The organism is Okeania sp. KiyG1 (assembly GCF_014132355.1).
Classification (GTDB): domain Bacteria; phylum Cyanobacteriota; class Cyanobacteriia; order Cyanobacteriales; family Microcoleaceae; genus Okeania.
On sequence record NZ_BLZO01000198.1, the window covers coordinates 48653 to 64479 of the forward strand.

Consider the following 15827-nt stretch of genomic DNA (forward strand, 5'->3'; position numbering starts at 1 on the left):
GTAAACCAAAGGGTAAATATCTACAAAAAATTTAAGTTTTTTTGGACTTTTAAGTCTTCTGTTCTAGATAACTAAAGCCTTCTTCCCTCTTCAATTCTTCCCTCTTCCTTAGCTTTACCGAAAAATTGTGGGTATGCGCCTCCCCTTTTAAGGGGATAATAAGCGGTCGTTTGCGGAGCAGTCCGTTAGATGGGATGGCGAGGTCTCCTCGCCATATCCAATCGACCAAGAGAAGAAAAATTTTCATTATTAGTCAATCCTCTTCTTTTCAAGGAGAGGTAATTATTAATCATTAATAATTAATGATTAATTGTTGAAAATACCGATACTACCGAACTTGATATAAAAAGATAAAAATATAACTTTACCTCACGAGCTTGAGAAACGCTATATATTCAGTTAGTAATAAATTAAAACTATAACGTTATAGTTTTTCAACATCAAAATCTATGAAAAAACCAAGTTTTCAGGTTCTCCTACCGAAGTCCTGATTCAGTTTATGATAAAAAAAAGATACTAAATATATAAGCTGAATTTTTATGGAATCTGCTGTCAATATTCCCACTGAAGCTAAGAAACCAGAAAAATTGCCAGTTGTGCAAACTACTAATTTAGGCAAATTTTACCGCACTGGTTTTTGGATGAATCAAAAAATAGAATCTCTTAAAAGCTGTACTTTGACAGTTTATCAAGGAGAAACTTTTGGACTTTTGGGACAAAATGGTGCAGGTAAAACTACCCTACTTAAAACTTTATTAGGAATTGTACGCCCTACATCTGGATCGGGAGCTTTATTAGGACAACCAATAGGCGATCGAGTGATTAAAGAAAAAATTGGTTACTTGCCAGAAAATCCTTACTTTTATGAATATTTAACTGGATGGGAATTTCTAGAGTTTGTAGCAGGATTATTTCAAATACCAACATCAATACAAAAACAAAGAATTCCAGAATTACTTGACTTAGTGGGGTTATCCAAATCAACGGCTATCAGAAAGCAATTACGTCAATATTCTAAGGGAATGTTGCAAAGAGTTGGTATGGCGCAAGCTTTGATTAATGACCCTGAGTTAGTATTTTTGGATGAACCAATGTCAGGTTTAGATCCAATGGGACGTTATCAAATCAGAGAAATTATTATCTCGCTTAAAAAACAAGGGAAGACGATTTTTTTTAATAGTCATGTTTTGTCTGATGTGGAGAAAATATGCGATCGCATTGCTATTCTTGCAGAGGGAGAATTAATTTGTATTGGTACTTTAGATGAAGTATTAGGAACTAATGAAAGTTATTATGTCAAGGGTAAAAGTGGTAATCTGAAGATTCTTAAGCAATGGATACCTGATTTAGAATTTGAGCATAATTTTTGGCAAGGTCATTTGCAGGGAGACCCCAAAGAATTTTTAGTTAGTGTGGGATTAATGAAAGCTACACTAATGAAAATGAATATAGAAAGGCTTAGTCTAGAAGAGTATTTTATGCAGCAATTACGAGAAAGGGGTATTTTTTCTAGTAAGGAATAGATTAATATCATGTTCCGTTGAATAAGTAGGTAGACGGGAAAATTTATCACTATGTAACGAAAAGTTAAATCTGAGTTCTAGAGTTAAATTTAATGGGGGGTCTTATTCTTATTAGGACTTACGCATGAAGTACGAAAAACTAGGATTTGATATTGCTTCCCTGTAGGTCGCAATGACGAAAATATGTTGTAATGCCAATTTGATAAATGTTTGCTACAAATAGTTAGGCTATTTCTTAGAGTCAACCCACCCCTCGCCCCTCCCCTCCCAACCCACCCCTAACCCCGACCGTGGAGGGAGGGGAAGTCAGGAGTCAGGAGTCGTATGGGAATAACTTCAATACCAGTTTTGAGCTAGTAAATTCTATTTTTTGTCAAAGGAAGACCTCCTGTAAAGTATTTTTCTCATGCTTATTATTCGTAACATTCTTTTTTCATGCATGGTATAATGCATAAGTCCTATCTTATGTTTACTTCTCCCCTACTGCTCTACTCCCCTGCTAAATAAAATTTTGTTTGCTACTATTTAATGCTGTTTTCCCTTCTTTACTATTCCCTTTTTCATAGCACTTGGTCTCTACATCCCAGGTGAAAACGCTACATTTGTTCTCTATAAAAAGAGTTTCGTAATATTCTTTGATATTGATCGAACTATAAATTTAAAATAAATTAATCAAAACTTTTTTCTTAAATTTTTAGTAAGCATTTCCTACGGAATGCTGCGCAAACAGCAGTCAGCCATCAGCTAGCCTCCTAGGTCGGAACTACGTTATCAGCTATGTGTTATAAACTCATTATCATACTAGAAGGGAATTATCCACCAAGGGGAATTAAAGTTCATTAATTAAATTGCCCATAACCTAACCTCAGTTATTGTTTGAATATTTTCATGCATCTGATTGCTGAATGTTAATAGCTGAATGCTTACAATTTTTATTGTCTTTTTTCAACTTTCTAGCAATAGTAAATTCCCAAAAAAGTTGCCAGGCTTTCAGAGAAAAAAACTGCTGGTAATAACATATTGATAGCTGTTAATAATTGTTTTTGTTTGACAGCGACTATACCCCAATGCAGATTTATGTATTGCCGTATATATTCAATATCTGGGATTATATTAGAATACTTTTTATGAACTTTAGTATGAATTATTTATTTCATCAAAATATTAGTATTACAACGTTTTTTAAGGGGATTTTTTTTGTCATATACCCCGGTCCAAATAGTACGATAAACTAAGCATTGGTTGAGAAAAATAGCATCACCAAACTCAGCAATTCTAATCCAAGAATCAATATAATCGCAACTCCTTAAATTAGTATCCCATCCTCCAGATTCTAAAAAAGCATCCCGACGAAAAGCAACTTGAATAGGAGTACCAAATGGCACTAATTCTAGTAACATCCCATAGTGAATATCTTCTTGAAGAATATAAAATGCTGTTCCAGGCCCTGTTTTATAAGTACGACTAATTTCTACCTGATGAAAATTAACTTGTGTTACCTGACAAGAAAGAATTACTGCTTGAGAATGAAGAGTAATGGCTTTAGTCATTTCCTCTATAGAACCCCTAACCGTATCTTCATAAATATGCGCGTTTTTTTAGCCTTGAGTCAGGAGACAGGAGACAACCCACCCCTAGCCCCTCCCCTCCCAACCCACCCCTAGCCCCTCCCAGGAGGGGGGAAGACAGGAGGTAAGAGGGAAGAGGGAAGATGTGGGGAGAAATAATACAAAAAATTAAACACTCCTTCTTCATATTTTTCCTCAAAATTGATGTGCGAAAAGACTTGACTACCATAATTGTATAGTTCTCAAATGGGTTCTATACAATTAGCTGCCATATAGTTATCATCATCTAAAGATTTTATTCAATCTCCCTGAGCATTTTGTACCCCTAAATTCATTGTCGCTGCATGACCTTGGTGGGAAGAAGTACAATATTTAAATGATTGTAAAAGATAGTTAAGAATTAAATGTTTTGGCTAGTGTAAGCAAGTATGATGGAGTAGAAAGCTAAACCAAGATTAAATAAACATCCAGGAGTCAAGAAACGAATAAGTTAAAATCTAAGGATCTACCGCAGCAAGAAAAAAAGTTATTATCACAAGATTTATTGATATTAATAACTTGTGACTTAATTTAAAAAGTAATTTTATCTTTAAATTTAGGAGAAAAAATTAATGGCGATCGCTACAATTAATCCAGCAACAGGAGAAACACTAAAAACTTTTGAACCAATCACAGATGCAGAGATAGAAACAAAACTAGAACTAGCAATAACAACCTTCCGTCAATATCGTCAAATTCCCATGACTCAACGTGGGGAATGGCTATTAGCAGCAGCCGACATATTAGAGAAAAATGCTGAAAAATTTGCTAAAATAATGACCCTAGAAATGGGTAAAACTCTAAGTGGAGCCATTGCCGAAGCTAAAAAATGTGCCCTAGTCTGTCGCTACTATGCAGAAAATGCAGCAAAATTTCTCGCTGACGTACCAGCACAAACTGACGCAAGTAAGTCCTTTGTCCGTTATCAACCATTAGGTCCAGTGCTAGCTGTCATGCCTTGGAATTTTCCCTTTTGGCAAGTTTTCAGATTTGCAGCACCAGCTTTAATGGCAGGAAATGTAGGTTTATTGAAACACGCCTCTAATGTTCCCCAATGTGCTTTGGCCATTGAAGAAATATTTAAAGAAGCAGGTTTCCCAGAAGGAGCATTTCAAACCTTATTGATAGGTTCCAATAAAGTAGCAGGCATCATGGCAGATGACCGAGTCAAAGCAGGAACTTTGACTGGAAGTGAACCAGCAGGAATGGCTTTAGCAGCAATAGCAGGTAAATCAATTAAAAAAACTGTTTTGGAATTGGGGGGTAGCGATCCGTTTATAGTATTAGAAAGTGCTAATTTAGAACAAGCTGTGTCTACTGCTGTTACAGCTCGGATGTTGAATAATGGCCAATCTTGTATTGCAGCCAAACGCTTCATCTTGGCAGAAACCATTGCTGAAGAATTTCAACAGCGTCTAGTAGAAAAATTTGAGGCTTTGAAGGTAGGAGACCCTATGTTGCCAGATACAGATATTGGTCCTTTGGCAACTCCATCTATTCTTCAAGAGTTAAATTATCAAGTAGAAGTTTCTGTTGAAAAAGGAGCAAAAGTTCTAACAGGAGGTCATCTTTTATCTGACGGTCCCGGAAATTTTTACCCTCCTACTATTTTGGCGGAGATTCCAGTTGATTCTCCTGCTTATGAAGAGGAGTTTTTTGGTCCTGTTGCCTTAATATTTCGGGTGGCTAATATTGATGAAGCAATAGAACTGGCCAATAACACTCCCTTCGGATTAGGTGCAAGTGCATGGACTACAGATACAGCACAGACAGATAGGTTAATATCAGAACTAGAAGCAGGTGCAGTTTTTATTAATGGTTTAGTCAAGTCTGACCCCCGTCTGCCTTTTGGTGGGATTAAACGTTCTGGCTATGGTCGAGAACTTAGCAAAGAAGGAATTCTAGAATTTGTCAATATTAAGACAGTTTGGATTAGATAATTAAGTATTTGGCGATAAGATAAATAAAGTTAATCTTGTCTACCTACTTAATAGTTGTTAAGAGTTATAGCAATTACTTAAAATATTGTCATACTTAGATTTAATATTTCTCAATCCTAGAAGTTGAATTGATTGCTGAGTATGCAATAACTGTTATTCTTTTCAGGGTGATTTTTACAGTCTAAGCTATATAGTGCTGCTTCTAAAAGTTGGTCTTAGATGTGATATAAAATCTGTTTGTACAGTTATAAAAAAACCCGATCCTATAACTGAAGTAGTAGGGGTTTTACATAGAACCGACTTACATCTTCTCACTAACTATGGAATCCTAACTTCTAATACCATTTATTAGTCATTAAGTGCTACCCTTGGAAGGTAGTAAAAATCAGCATAAACTAGATACTATTTAGATGTAGAAAATTCAAGCATTGCAAATTTTTTGAGCATTGGTATAACTTCTAACCGTTAACTTTTAATTCCTGACTTCTAAATCATCAAATAACTAATTATCGGGATTTGATGGTAAGGTATTCGGCTGTCAGCTATTAGCTAGCCTCCGATGGTCGGAACTGCCGACTTCAGCTATTAATTTTGGGTCTGTGTAAAAGCAACCTTTGAAATTTAAAAAGAATAAAAAGTTACTGCCATGAGTCCCAGGACAAAACCTTAGAAGTAATTATTCATTACTAATTGCTGTTTGCGTAGCATCCCGTAGGGAAATGCTGACTGCTGATAGCTGTTTGCGCAGCATTCCGCAGGAAATGCTTACATTTGATGTAAGGTATGAGAGGATGTTTAGTAAGTATAGTTTTTGTATCTAAATAATTCAGAATAATTATCAATCTACCTTTAATGCTTTCCCTATTTCAGGAGGGTTTACTGGAAATTAGATGACTTTTTGATTACCTACTAAAAACTTTTAAAGCATCCCCTTAGATTCAATCTAAAGTAGGCAGGAAAAATAATTTTTATATCTACTACTCAGATATATTTTTACTTTATTTTGCCGGCTTTAACCAAATAGAAAATTTATTTCCCACAGATACTTAATTACTTGGAAAAAATTGAATCTCTATTCAATTTATTTTGACTCCGGAAAATAAGAAATAATCAATTATATAATTTTTGTTTGAAAATTAAGTATCATATTTCAGCCTGTAATTTAGAGAAATAATAGTCGAAATTACTTTTCGCTGTACCCGTAAATCTATCTTAATTTAAAAAAGCGTTTTGGCGGAATGCTCCGCAAACAGCAATTGGTGCACCCAGCATTTCCTAAGGTCATAACCCACAAACAGCAAGTGATTTATACTGAAACCGAGAGAAATGCAATTTAAAAGGGGATTACCCCGATTAAATTATCCGGTGCCTACAGGAATTTAAACCCAAGCTGATAGCTAAAAAGTGTTAGCCTAAACCTAGTTAAAGTTAAAAGTTTCGATTTAGTTTTCTACCACCTTTGATAAAAGGAGAAAAATACAAATGAACACTGCAGAATTATTGGTAAAATGCCTCGAAAATGAAGGTGTAAAATATGTATTTGGACTACCTGGAGAAGAGAATCTAAATATCTTAGAAGCTCTCAAAAACTCCTCAATTCAATTTATAACTACCCGACATGAACAAGGTGCCGCTTTTATGGCAGATGTCTATGGTCGTTTAACAGGAAAAGCAGGAGTTTGTTTATCAACATTAGGCCCTGGAGCTACTAATTTAATGACAGGTGTTGCTGATGCTAATTTAGATGGCGCACCTTTAGTAGCAATTACAGGTCAAGTTGGTACAGATCGAATGCACATTGAATCTCACCAATATTTAGATTTAGTGGCAATGTTTGAGCCAGTAACTAAATGGAATGCTCAAATTGTTCGCCCTAGCAATACACCAGAAATTGTCCGTAAAGCATTTAAAGTAGCTCAACAAGAAAAGCCTGGTGCAGTACATATTGATTTACCTGAAAATATTGCAGCAATGTCTGTGGAAGGGAAACCTTTGAATCGTGATAAGCGAGAAAAATCTTATTGTGCTTATCAAAGTATGACTGAAGCAGCAGTGGCAATTTCTAAGGCGAAAAATCCTGTTATTTTGCTTGGAAATGGAGCGATTCGAGCTAATGCAAGTGAAGCTGTAACGGAGTTTGCTACACAATTAAATATTCCTGTTGCTAATACTTTTATGGGTAAAGGTGCCATTCCCTACACTCATCCTTTATCTTTATGGACCACAGGATTACAACAACGAGATTATATTAGTTGTGCTTTTGACCAAACAGATTTAGTTATTGCAGTTGGTTATGACTTGATTGAATATTCACCAAAAAAATGGAATCCTCAAGGTGAGATTCCAATTATTCATATTGGGGCAAAATATGCAGAGATTGATAGTAGTTATATTCCCATAGCTGAAATAGTTGGAGATATTTCTGATTCTTTGAATGAAATTTTGCGACGCTCGGAACGCATAGATGAATTAAGTCCGACTGTCTCAGAAATTAGAACAAATCTTCGCTCTGAATATGAGGGGTATAGTAAAGATAATGACTTTCCAATTAAGCCTCAAAAAATAATTTATGATTTACGTCAAGTAATGGGGCCAGAAGATATTATCATCTCTGATGTTGGTGCTCATAAAATGTGGATTGCTAGGCATTATCATTGCGATCGTCCTAATACTTGTTTGATTTCTAATGGGTTTGCGGCAATGGGTATTGCTATTCCCGGAGCGATCGCTGCTAAGTTAGTCCATCCTGACCGTAAGGTAATAGCTGCAACAGGGGATGGCGGGTTTATGATGAATTGTCAAGAGTTGGAAACTGCTTTGCGGGTGGGTACTGCTTTTGTGACTTTGATTTTTAATGATGGTGGTTATGGTTTGATTGAATGGAAGCAGGAAAATCATTTTGGTAAGTCTTCTTTTATTAAGTTTGGCAATCCAGATTTTGTTAAGTTTGCTGAAAGTTTTGGTTTGAAAGGTTATCGAGTAGAGTCTGCTACTGATTTAATTCCTACTCTGAAAGAAGCTCTTGCTCAAGATGTTCCTGCTGTGATAGATTGTCCTGTTGATTATCGGGAGAATACTCGTTTTACTAAAAAGTCAGGTGGTTTAAGTTGTTCTATTTAGGGTTTGCTGAAAAAGTTTTTGGTGAAGGGAAGCAACTGTTGATTTGGCAAGAGCTTTTTGAGGTTTAACAGCAGTAAAATTTTCACGAGTTCTAGTTTGCTGAGGTACATCCAAAACTTGACTCAATCTAAATATAGGTTTTGTCATGTACCTCACTAGCTTGGAAAGCCCTATATTAGGAAGTTTTAAACAAAAACTTAGCTGTTCTCAAGCTCATCTAACACATTCTCAAATGGATTAGGACTAAAAAGGTCATCCATTCGGAAATTTTCAGCTTTTCCTTCTGCTTGCATGTGCTTGAGAACTGCTGCACTTGCATTTACTGCTGACTGCATTGCACCTTCAATCCAGCCTCCTTGAAAAGAGCAATTATTTCCAGCTAGATATACTCGTTTGTTCAATTGTTGGTATTGGTATACCAACTGACTTGTGGCATAGTATTGGTTGGGATAATTCATCTTAAAAGCACCGTAGATCATTGGCTCTTTTTGCCAAACAACAGAAGCGAGTCTGTCTCCAGCTTGATCTAGAGTAATAGAATCTAAAGCAAGAACTATTGGGTCATCTTGACCTAATGATCCTTCAATACCAAACTGATAGGCTTTCTTCAGAGCATAATCTGGATTATCTGGGTAAAGAGTCTGATGAGCCTCGTAATCCTGTATAGCCATAATCTTAGTAGAATCATCTCCCCAGTTGTAGCTGATGAGTACATTGGAAGCAGGATTATCAGGAGGATCGAGAAAATACATTTGTCGTGCCAGGGTATCTGTAAGAACGCATTTGATTGGTTCTCCACAAGGATCATTAGGAGGATGTGTTGGCCAACCTTTAATGCCTGTACTACCTGCCCAAGGTTTCGGGTCGATCAAACCAAACAACTTGGAAGAATTCATAATGTGGGGAATTCGCATACTATCGCGGATTTTATAGTCCTCATCGCCACCGAAAACTGCTGTACTTTTATTATAATTACTGTTAGCAACTCCATAGTCCCTAGGTGGAACTTTTGCATCTAGATTCATACGAATCTGCATACTGCGGAGAGTTGTAGCAACAATCACATAATCGTATTGCTTACATTCTACTGTATTGTTAGGGGTTCCTGTTTGGATGCTGTAAACATTTACCTGGTTTGTATCATCTTGATCAATCCCAACGTAGTCAACAGTTTCGTTGCAAATAGTAACACCTGGACTAGCACCATCACCATGATTGTACTCCAATAGCCCATTGACAATATCAGCCATTGCCATACTAGGCGAATATTCTTGGTCATACTGCCAAAGTAAAAGACGAAATATCTCTAGAAAACAAACGGGGAACAAAGGACCGAAACCTCCACTTCCTAATCCTAAAACAGCAAACATATTGTACTGTTCCTCTCCCCAACGTTCTTCAAAGTAATCTTCAAGGGCCTTAACAAATGGCACATCATTGTAAATGCGCAAAAAGTAATTCCAGTAGTCGATAATTTGATTTTTTTGTTCACAGTTCAGAAGTTCTTCCTGGAGCAAATTAGCGATACTATCTACATTATTATGATCTCCATAATTTAGAGAACCGATGAATTCTCCTATATCGCTTTGTAGCTGTTCCCAATTGACATTGTTTGGGTTGCCTGGGTCTTCTGGTTGTGGGAATGGCTCATCTTTCCAACTGTATTTTAATCCCCGGAAAATTATCTGTGTAGCGACTACACCAGGGTTCGGGAAAATTTCCTGTATTTTATCTGGCTCTCCTGGATTGGATTTCTCCCAAACATTGGAAAAGTAATGCCAAAACAACTTGGAGTTTTCTGGGACTCTCATCGGCCCCATTTCATTTGTATATTCTTTGTTATTATTGCCTGTAAATTTGGGGGAATATGCACGTCCACCAACTAGAGCTTCTCCGTCTTTACGACGAGCTTCATAGACTGTGATATTTTTAATTCCTGCTCGACGCAATTCATAGGCGGCTGTTGCTCCGGCATAACCAGCTCCTATTATAGCAACCTTTACATTTTCTTGAAATTCTTCTTTAACGTTTGCAAAAGCATTAGAATCATCTCGTACCAATTGAGGATAATCATAAACAAAGCTATCCACCATGCGGGAATACCCGCTGTTTAGTTCACTTAGTAATTTACCCACAATGAGATTCTCGTCTCCTGATTGATCTTGAGGAATTCTTTCAGTCTTGGCCTTCAGCTTACCAATACCCTTTACTCCTCCAAAACCACACAATGATGGAAATATACCAGGCATAATTCACTTCCTTATAGTTACTAATTTAAGCTTATCATCTTTGCAGCTCTTCTAAGATAGTATAGTTAATCTAGGAGTCAGGAGTCAACAGGGAAGAGAATTTAGAAAGATTTGCACACTGGCACTCAGATGAAAAATTTTTATACCGAATTAAGTGGATTTGATATGAAGAAGTAGACAGAAAAAAGTGGATAAAATCTGCTTACCAAAAATCACCTTTTTTTGAGATTTGTCTGATTGTTTTGAGCATCAGATTCAAGCTAATATTAGTCAGCGATCGCACTTGACAAGCAGAAAAAGTTGTTATATTCTCTAATTAAATAACTATTATGGGAGAATAGTGGCTCTTTTTTTTAGGGCAATTAATTTTTCAATTTTCTCTATGGCAAAGGAAAGCCTTTCATTAATGGATAATGGATAATGGATAATTGATAATTGATAATTACCTCGGATTTTAACCGTTACGGAATTGAATATAGGGAAATATTATTTCTTTTTTCCCCTTAAAAGGTGAGGCTTCAAGGCGCGAATTATTTAATTATTAATTATTTGGTAATTTAAGTTTTAGGTAAAATCAAGAAAAATCTAATTTCCGAACTGCTGAAACAGATGAAGTCTCTACATCGAATCCTTGGTCTAACTTTCCTTACATTAACTCTAACTAATTGTTCCTTATCCTCAGAACAAATATTTTCTCGACTAGAGCCTAGTATTGTCAGATTATTTTATAGAAATCAACCCGGACATGGAACTGGTTTTTTTGTCCGGGGAGAAAAGGGAGTCTGTACGGTACTAACGGCAGCTCATGTTGTGCAAAAAGAAGGAGAAAGAGCATTACAGACTGAAGATGAAAAAGTCTGGGATGTTGCTACGGTAGAAATATTTCCCAGAGATATAGATTTAGCTTTGGTTACTTTTCGCCCAGAGGGAGGAAAATGTAATTATCCGGCGCTGAAAATAGGTAATTCTGAAAGTCTGAAAACTGGTAGTTCTATTTATATTTCTGGTTTTCCCATTCGGCGTGGGAAATTAGTACCTCAATCTGTTTTAGGTAATGTTACACGTTTGGATAATTTGGCGCGGGGTTATGGAGTTTCTTATCAAACTTTGACTGTGGGTGGAATGAGTGGAGCGCCTGTTATGGATGAGAAGGGTGAGGTTGTGGCAGTGCATGGGATGAGTGATGTGGAGGTTGTGAAAAGTTTTGCTTCTCTACAGAGGAGTTTGTCTGAGTCGGAACGGCAGACTTTTCAGCAAGCTGTGGAAAGGGTGGAGACTGGTGTTCAACGTTTGACTTTTTCTTGGGGTATGCCTATTAATTTGTTTCGGGAGTATCGAGGGAGGGCAATCGCTCTTGGTGGAGAAAAGCAGGAGGTTGATTTACAAAAGGTACTGCGAGAGGTAGAAACTGGAAGACAAAAGCTACTTCAAGAACAGGAAGCTAAACTACAAAAGAAATTGGAGGAAGAAAAACGGCAGCCTGAAGAGGTAAAACAACAAGAACAAGAGCTGAAGGCTGAAAAACAAAAGCAGGTAGAAAACGAAATTTCTCTAGTTTCAGCTAAGGGGGTTGATTATAATAAGTTACGTAACTTATTGGCGGCGGGAAAATGGAAGGAAGCAGACGATGAAACAGAGAGAGTCATGGAAAAAGTTGCAGGTAGGGAGTCGGAAGGATGGTTGAGACTTGATGATCTGGAAAATTTTCCCTGCCAGGATTTAGGCACTATTGACAAACTTTGGGTAAAATATAGTAACGGTAAGTTTGGTTTTTCTTTTCAGGAGCGAATTTATCATGGTTTGGGTGGTACGAAGGAGTACAACAGAAAAGTATGGGAAGCTTTTGGAGATAAAATAGGATGGCGTCAAAGAGGAGAATGGTTGCGTTACAATGACATAACGTTCAGTATCAGCACGCCTTATACGGGGCATCTCCCCAAAGGTGTGGAAGAGGGAGGGGGGATGTCATGGTGGGAGGTACTCTTCTCTCGTGTGGAAACTTGTATTTAGCGAAGCCTAACGCGTCATCAAATTATCTACCATCTCAAAAAAAGGTGCGTAACGGCAAAATTTCTGGAGTTTCCCGAAAATCAAAAAGAGGAAATCGTCACACACTCTGGGATTTTCTGACTTCTAACTTCAAGATAGCGATCGCCTGACTATGCTAATATAAACAACATTAAATTATCAATCGAAATATTAATAATATAGGAGGTAAAAATTGAATTGGGAAATACACGAAGCACAACAAAATTTATCAGACCTCATCAAAGCGACAACCCAAAAACCACAAATGATTTATGAACAAGAAAAACTTGTAGCAGCTATTATAGATGCTCAAACATTTCAGGAATTTTTAGCATGGCAAAAACAACATCAAAAACCTTCCTTAGCTGATACCTTTGGAGAGTTACGAAGTTTGTGTACTGAAGCAGATTATGTACTAGAAATTCCCTCTCGCAAAAATAGAGCAAACCCTTTTAGTGACGATTTTGAAAATGTTTCTCCTTGACACAAATATTATTAGTGAATTAGCACGAAAAAAACCTAATCCAAATGTATTAAATTGGGCAGCAAAAGTAACAGAAATATCCGTTAGTGTCGTTACAGTTGAGGAAATATCCTATGGCTTAAGTTGGAAACCAAACTCTCAAATTCAAGAATGGTTTGAGAATTTTTTTGAGTCTAACTGTCAGATTTTTCCAGTTACTACAAATATTGCCAAATTATCTGGAAAATTGAGAGGTAGATTCCAATCTCAAGGTCAGACACGCTCTCAAGCAGATATGATAATAGCTGCTACTGCTAAAATTCATCAACTAACTTTAGTCACTCGTAATACACGAGATTTTGAAGGTTGTGGAGTTTTACTTCTTAATCCTTTCGAGGATAAATAATATTAAATTATCAATCAAAATATATGTCAATTGTAATTAACTTAACTCCTGAATTAGAAGTACGACTCCGGGAAAAATCAACTCAACAAGGACAAGATATTTCCCTAGTTGTCAGTGAATTACTTGCCAGAGTATTAGACTGGGAAACTGTCGATACCGCAGAAGCTATTGAAGGTATTCAACAAGGATTAGATGATTTTGAAAATGGTCGATTTCGTTCTTTTGATGAGTTTGCTAAAGCACAACGTTAGATTCAGTTATCAGTTATCAGTTATCAGCTTTTGATAGTTGAGTAATTATCTCTTCCCGTAACTCTTCAGCAGAATAATTAAAAATAGGGATTTTATATTGTCCTAAAACTTCGATAAAAGCTGATTTAGAATATCCTGCTAATTTTGCTGCTTTTCCTAAATAAATTTTATTAATTTCATACAACTTTATTGCTAAGAATAACTTAGCCTCATTTTCCGAAATTCCCATAGGAAGTTCACAAACTAAATTCATAATTGCTCCTTTTCAGTTATCAGTTATCAGCTTTGGATGGTTAAGTTATCAGTTTTCCCCGATCGACTGCCGATGTCTAATAATTGATAATTAATCCCTAAAGGTTTAAAGCTTCTCCCTCCTAATAATTAATAATTAAGAAAAGAATTTTTAAACCTTTAAATTTCTATCTAACTTTATCAAGCTCTAATTATCAATTATCAATTATCCATTATCCATTATCAGTTATCTCCTGCCAACTTATCTTCCGTCGCCAAAAAATTTCCTAAATCAAGCACAGGGGACTCTCTGGAAAAATCAGGATGTGTACCTTGATAAACAGTCGAACCATCAAATAACGCTTTAGTCATATCTACCATTGCCTGATAACCATCAACTTCCACATCCAAAGTTAACAATAACGGACAACTATCACCACTCAACTTTGTTTTCGCACAAATAACTTCTTGCTCTGGAGTATTAGGATCTCGGCGACTTTCTATGGAAAGTAAACCATCTTTGCGGAAATATTCTAAGCGCTCCTCTATTTTTTCACAACGTTTAGCAGGAGTCCAACCCCCTCCCATAGGTATCACAATACCTAACCAGGGATGTTTACCTTTATCATTGTCATACATTACCGTCCAAACTTTTTGATTTTTATTTCCATCCAGTTTTAATTCGCAGGAAAAGCGGTCTGTTTTTTTTACCAGAAGGGTAGGCCAATCTTTGACAAGATCGATGAAACCAACTACTTCCATTAATAATCCAGCTATGGGAATTATTACAACTAATATGAACTTTCCTATTCGTGCAATTTTTCCATTCTCTGCCACAAGTTTCTCCTCATCTATATATATTTATGAATATTTTTTGAGGGTATCTAAATAAACCCACAATATTTTACTCAATTTTTTGTGAGGAGTTTTCGGAAAGGTTGAACTATTTCAGTTATCAGTAAAAATATTGCTTGTCTTGTTAAAAATTTCAGATTTGATATACTGATAACTGATAACTGAAATGAGTATCTCACCCGAAAGACTTAAAGAATTACAAAATATAAAAGACTCTGAGATTGACACCTCTTTAGTGTAATGTAGCGAAATGAACAGAATTTTTACTTATGATAACTTAAAAATTTATATACCTCCAAAAAGTTATAAGTTATTGATAAAAACTATAGTGCTAGAGTAAAAATGACTATTATTACGACTAGAGAAGCAGCTTTTTTATTAGGTATTTGTTGTCAGAGAGTTAGAGTTCTACTTTCTCAGGGAAGAGTAAAAGGGGCTTATAAACATAAAGGATTTTGGCGTATTCCTCTGTATGGCCAAATGCCTGTTGTTATACCAGGTACTAGAGGACCGGAAGGCGTCTGGTGTAAGAGGCTGCGACAAGCCCCCACAAGAATTCATGTCAATCAAAAGAAAATTCAAGCCAATGGTAAGAGAATCAACACAGATCCTCAAATGACTCCCGAGCAACTAATACCAGTGGTTTCCATGAAGCAGGGGAAACATAATTATTTAGGTTATCAGATGGAGATTCATGGTCCTTGTCGTATCGTATATAAACCTTACCACCCCTTAAGTTGTGGTGCTCATTTGTGGATTGAGACCTATCATCCGGTGCAATTTGTAGATACTCAGTTTAAACCTGCTACGGCGAAGCGAGCCTATAAATACGTTGAGAACCAGTATAAAAGAAAATTTTAGCTATCCTTAATCGCTTTGTTTACTGAAGAAGATTGCTATTAATTTGTTCTATACATTATAACTGCTGTAAAACTCTGGTATTTGACTTTAACAGAGAAAAATTATGGTGATTGAATTAAGGTGTGAGTAGAAAGAAAGTTTTTGCCTTACCAAAAATAGCTGATTTTCAGATTAATTCTATTTTTAAAGTACATACGAATACTTTTGCTATGAATAACAAAAAATATGTTTTCAGCCGTCAGTAAAAAAGCTAAATGGTTACATTGGTAGATAAATTTTCTACCTCTGTGTGA

At 36.2% G+C, this 15827-nt stretch carries 13 protein-coding genes; 8 read left to right on the forward strand and 5 right to left on the reverse strand.

Features of this window, described 5'->3' with window-relative positions; translation table 11 throughout:
* The first annotated feature begins 539 nt into the window (after positions 1–539).
* Entirely contained in the window at positions 540–1523 is a 984-nt protein-coding gene (locus tag SAGCYANO_RS43290; protein WP_202225640.1) for an ABC transporter ATP-binding protein, read from the forward strand.
* A gap of 1148 nt (positions 1524–2671) precedes the next feature.
* Here the strand turns inward: SAGCYANO_RS43290 and SAGCYANO_RS43295 are convergent.
* Positions 2672–3073 (reverse strand): hypothetical protein, encoded by a 402-nt coding sequence (locus SAGCYANO_RS43295; protein WP_202225641.1) that lies wholly within the window; start codon positions 3071–3073, stop codon positions 2672–2674.
* Between the two features lie 629 nt (positions 3074–3702).
* Here SAGCYANO_RS43295 and SAGCYANO_RS43300 point away from each other — a divergent pair.
* Positions 3703–5070 carry an NAD-dependent succinate-semialdehyde dehydrogenase gene (locus tag SAGCYANO_RS43300; RefSeq protein WP_202225642.1) on the forward strand — a complete coding sequence of 456 codons (1368 nt, stop codon included), beginning with the start codon at positions 3703–3705 and terminating at the stop codon, positions 5068–5070.
* A gap of 1482 nt (positions 5071–6552) precedes the next feature.
* Positions 6553–8190, forward strand: a complete 1638-nt coding sequence (locus SAGCYANO_RS43305) for an acetolactate synthase large subunit (protein ID WP_202225643.1) — start codon at positions 6553–6555, stop codon at positions 8188–8190.
* Here the strand turns inward: SAGCYANO_RS43305 and SAGCYANO_RS43310 are convergent.
* A complete protein-coding gene (locus SAGCYANO_RS43310; RefSeq protein ID WP_202225644.1) occupies positions 8173–8337 on the reverse strand; it encodes a hypothetical protein in 165 nt (54 codons plus the stop codon). The two genes, SAGCYANO_RS43305 and SAGCYANO_RS43310, sit on opposite strands and share 18 nt — an antisense overlap.
* Positions 8338–8387: 50 nt before the next feature.
* Positions 8388–10439, reverse strand: coding sequence for an FAD-dependent oxidoreductase (locus SAGCYANO_RS43315; protein ID WP_202225645.1), 2052 nt, complete (start codon positions 10437–10439; stop codon positions 8388–8390).
* Between the two features lie 609 nt (positions 10440–11048).
* On the opposite strand from SAGCYANO_RS43315, the gene SAGCYANO_RS47175 reads away from it, so the two are divergent.
* The 4 genes from SAGCYANO_RS47175 to SAGCYANO_RS43335 all read left to right on the forward strand — a co-directional run bounded on the left by SAGCYANO_RS47175 (position 11049) and on the right by SAGCYANO_RS43335 (position 13587).
* A complete protein-coding gene (locus SAGCYANO_RS47175; RefSeq protein WP_237397283.1) occupies positions 11049–12449 on the forward strand; it encodes a GUN4 domain-containing protein in 1401 nt (466 codons plus the stop codon).
* Positions 12450–12660: 211 nt separating this feature from the next.
* A complete protein-coding gene (locus tag SAGCYANO_RS43325) occupies positions 12661–12951 on the forward strand; it encodes a prevent-host-death protein (protein ID WP_202225646.1) in 291 nt (96 codons plus the stop codon).
* Complete coding sequence (locus SAGCYANO_RS43330; RefSeq protein ID WP_237397284.1) at positions 12923–13336, forward strand: type II toxin-antitoxin system VapC family toxin; 414 nt, start codon at positions 12923–12925, stop codon at positions 13334–13336. The genes SAGCYANO_RS43325 and SAGCYANO_RS43330 overlap by 29 nt, the downstream gene beginning before the upstream one ends.
* A gap of 23 nt (positions 13337–13359) precedes the next feature.
* The gene (locus SAGCYANO_RS43335; protein WP_202225648.1) at positions 13360–13587 is read left to right on the forward strand and encodes a hypothetical protein; all 228 of its coding nucleotides are present in this window, start codon (positions 13360–13362) and stop codon (positions 13585–13587) included.
* 16 nt (positions 13588–13603) lie between these two features.
* On the opposite strand, the gene SAGCYANO_RS43340 is transcribed toward SAGCYANO_RS43335, so the two are convergent.
* Together SAGCYANO_RS43340 and SAGCYANO_RS43345 are read right to left on the reverse strand one after the other, a co-directional pair.
* Positions 13604–13840: a UPF0175 family protein gene (locus tag SAGCYANO_RS43340; RefSeq protein WP_202225649.1), complete on the reverse strand. Its 237-nt coding sequence runs from the start codon at positions 13838–13840 to the stop codon at positions 13604–13606.
* Positions 13841–14061: 221 nt separating this feature from the next.
* Positions 14062–14655, reverse strand: coding sequence for a COP23 domain-containing protein (locus SAGCYANO_RS43345; protein WP_237397285.1), 594 nt, complete (start codon positions 14653–14655; stop codon positions 14062–14064).
* 360 nt (positions 14656–15015) lie between these two features.
* Between SAGCYANO_RS43345 and SAGCYANO_RS43350 the strand changes: the two genes are divergently transcribed.
* Positions 15016–15534 carry a helix-turn-helix domain-containing protein gene (locus SAGCYANO_RS43350; protein WP_202225650.1) on the forward strand — a complete coding sequence of 173 codons (519 nt, stop codon included), beginning with the start codon at positions 15016–15018 and terminating at the stop codon, positions 15532–15534.
* Positions 15535–15827 lie beyond the last annotated feature (293 nt).

Coding starts and splice junctions, on each gene's coding strand:
- SAGCYANO_RS43290 (WP_202225640.1), top strand. CDS start 540: ATGGAATCTGCTGTCAATATTCCCACTGAAGCTAAGAAACCAGAAAAA.
- SAGCYANO_RS43295 (WP_202225641.1), bottom strand. CDS start 3,073: ATGACTAAAGCCATTACTCTTCATTCTCAAGCAGTAATTCTTTCTTGT.
- SAGCYANO_RS43300 (WP_202225642.1), top strand. CDS start 3,703: ATGGCGATCGCTACAATTAATCCAGCAACAGGAGAAACACTAAAAACT.
- SAGCYANO_RS43305 (WP_202225643.1), top strand. CDS start 6,553: ATGAACACTGCAGAATTATTGGTAAAATGCCTCGAAAATGAAGGTGTA.
- SAGCYANO_RS43310 (WP_202225644.1), bottom strand. CDS start 8,337: ATGACAAAACCTATATTTAGATTGAGTCAAGTTTTGGATGTACCTCAG.
- SAGCYANO_RS43315 (WP_202225645.1), bottom strand. CDS start 10,439: ATGCCTGGTATATTTCCATCATTGTGTGGTTTTGGAGGAGTAAAGGGT.
- SAGCYANO_RS47175 (WP_237397283.1), top strand. CDS start 11,049: ATGAAGTCTCTACATCGAATCCTTGGTCTAACTTTCCTTACATTAACT.
- SAGCYANO_RS43335 (WP_202225648.1), top strand. CDS start 13,360: ATGTCAATTGTAATTAACTTAACTCCTGAATTAGAAGTACGACTCCGG.
- SAGCYANO_RS43340 (WP_202225649.1), bottom strand. CDS start 13,840: ATGAATTTAGTTTGTGAACTTCCTATGGGAATTTCGGAAAATGAGGCT.
- SAGCYANO_RS43350 (WP_202225650.1), top strand. CDS start 15,016: ATGACTATTATTACGACTAGAGAAGCAGCTTTTTTATTAGGTATTTGT.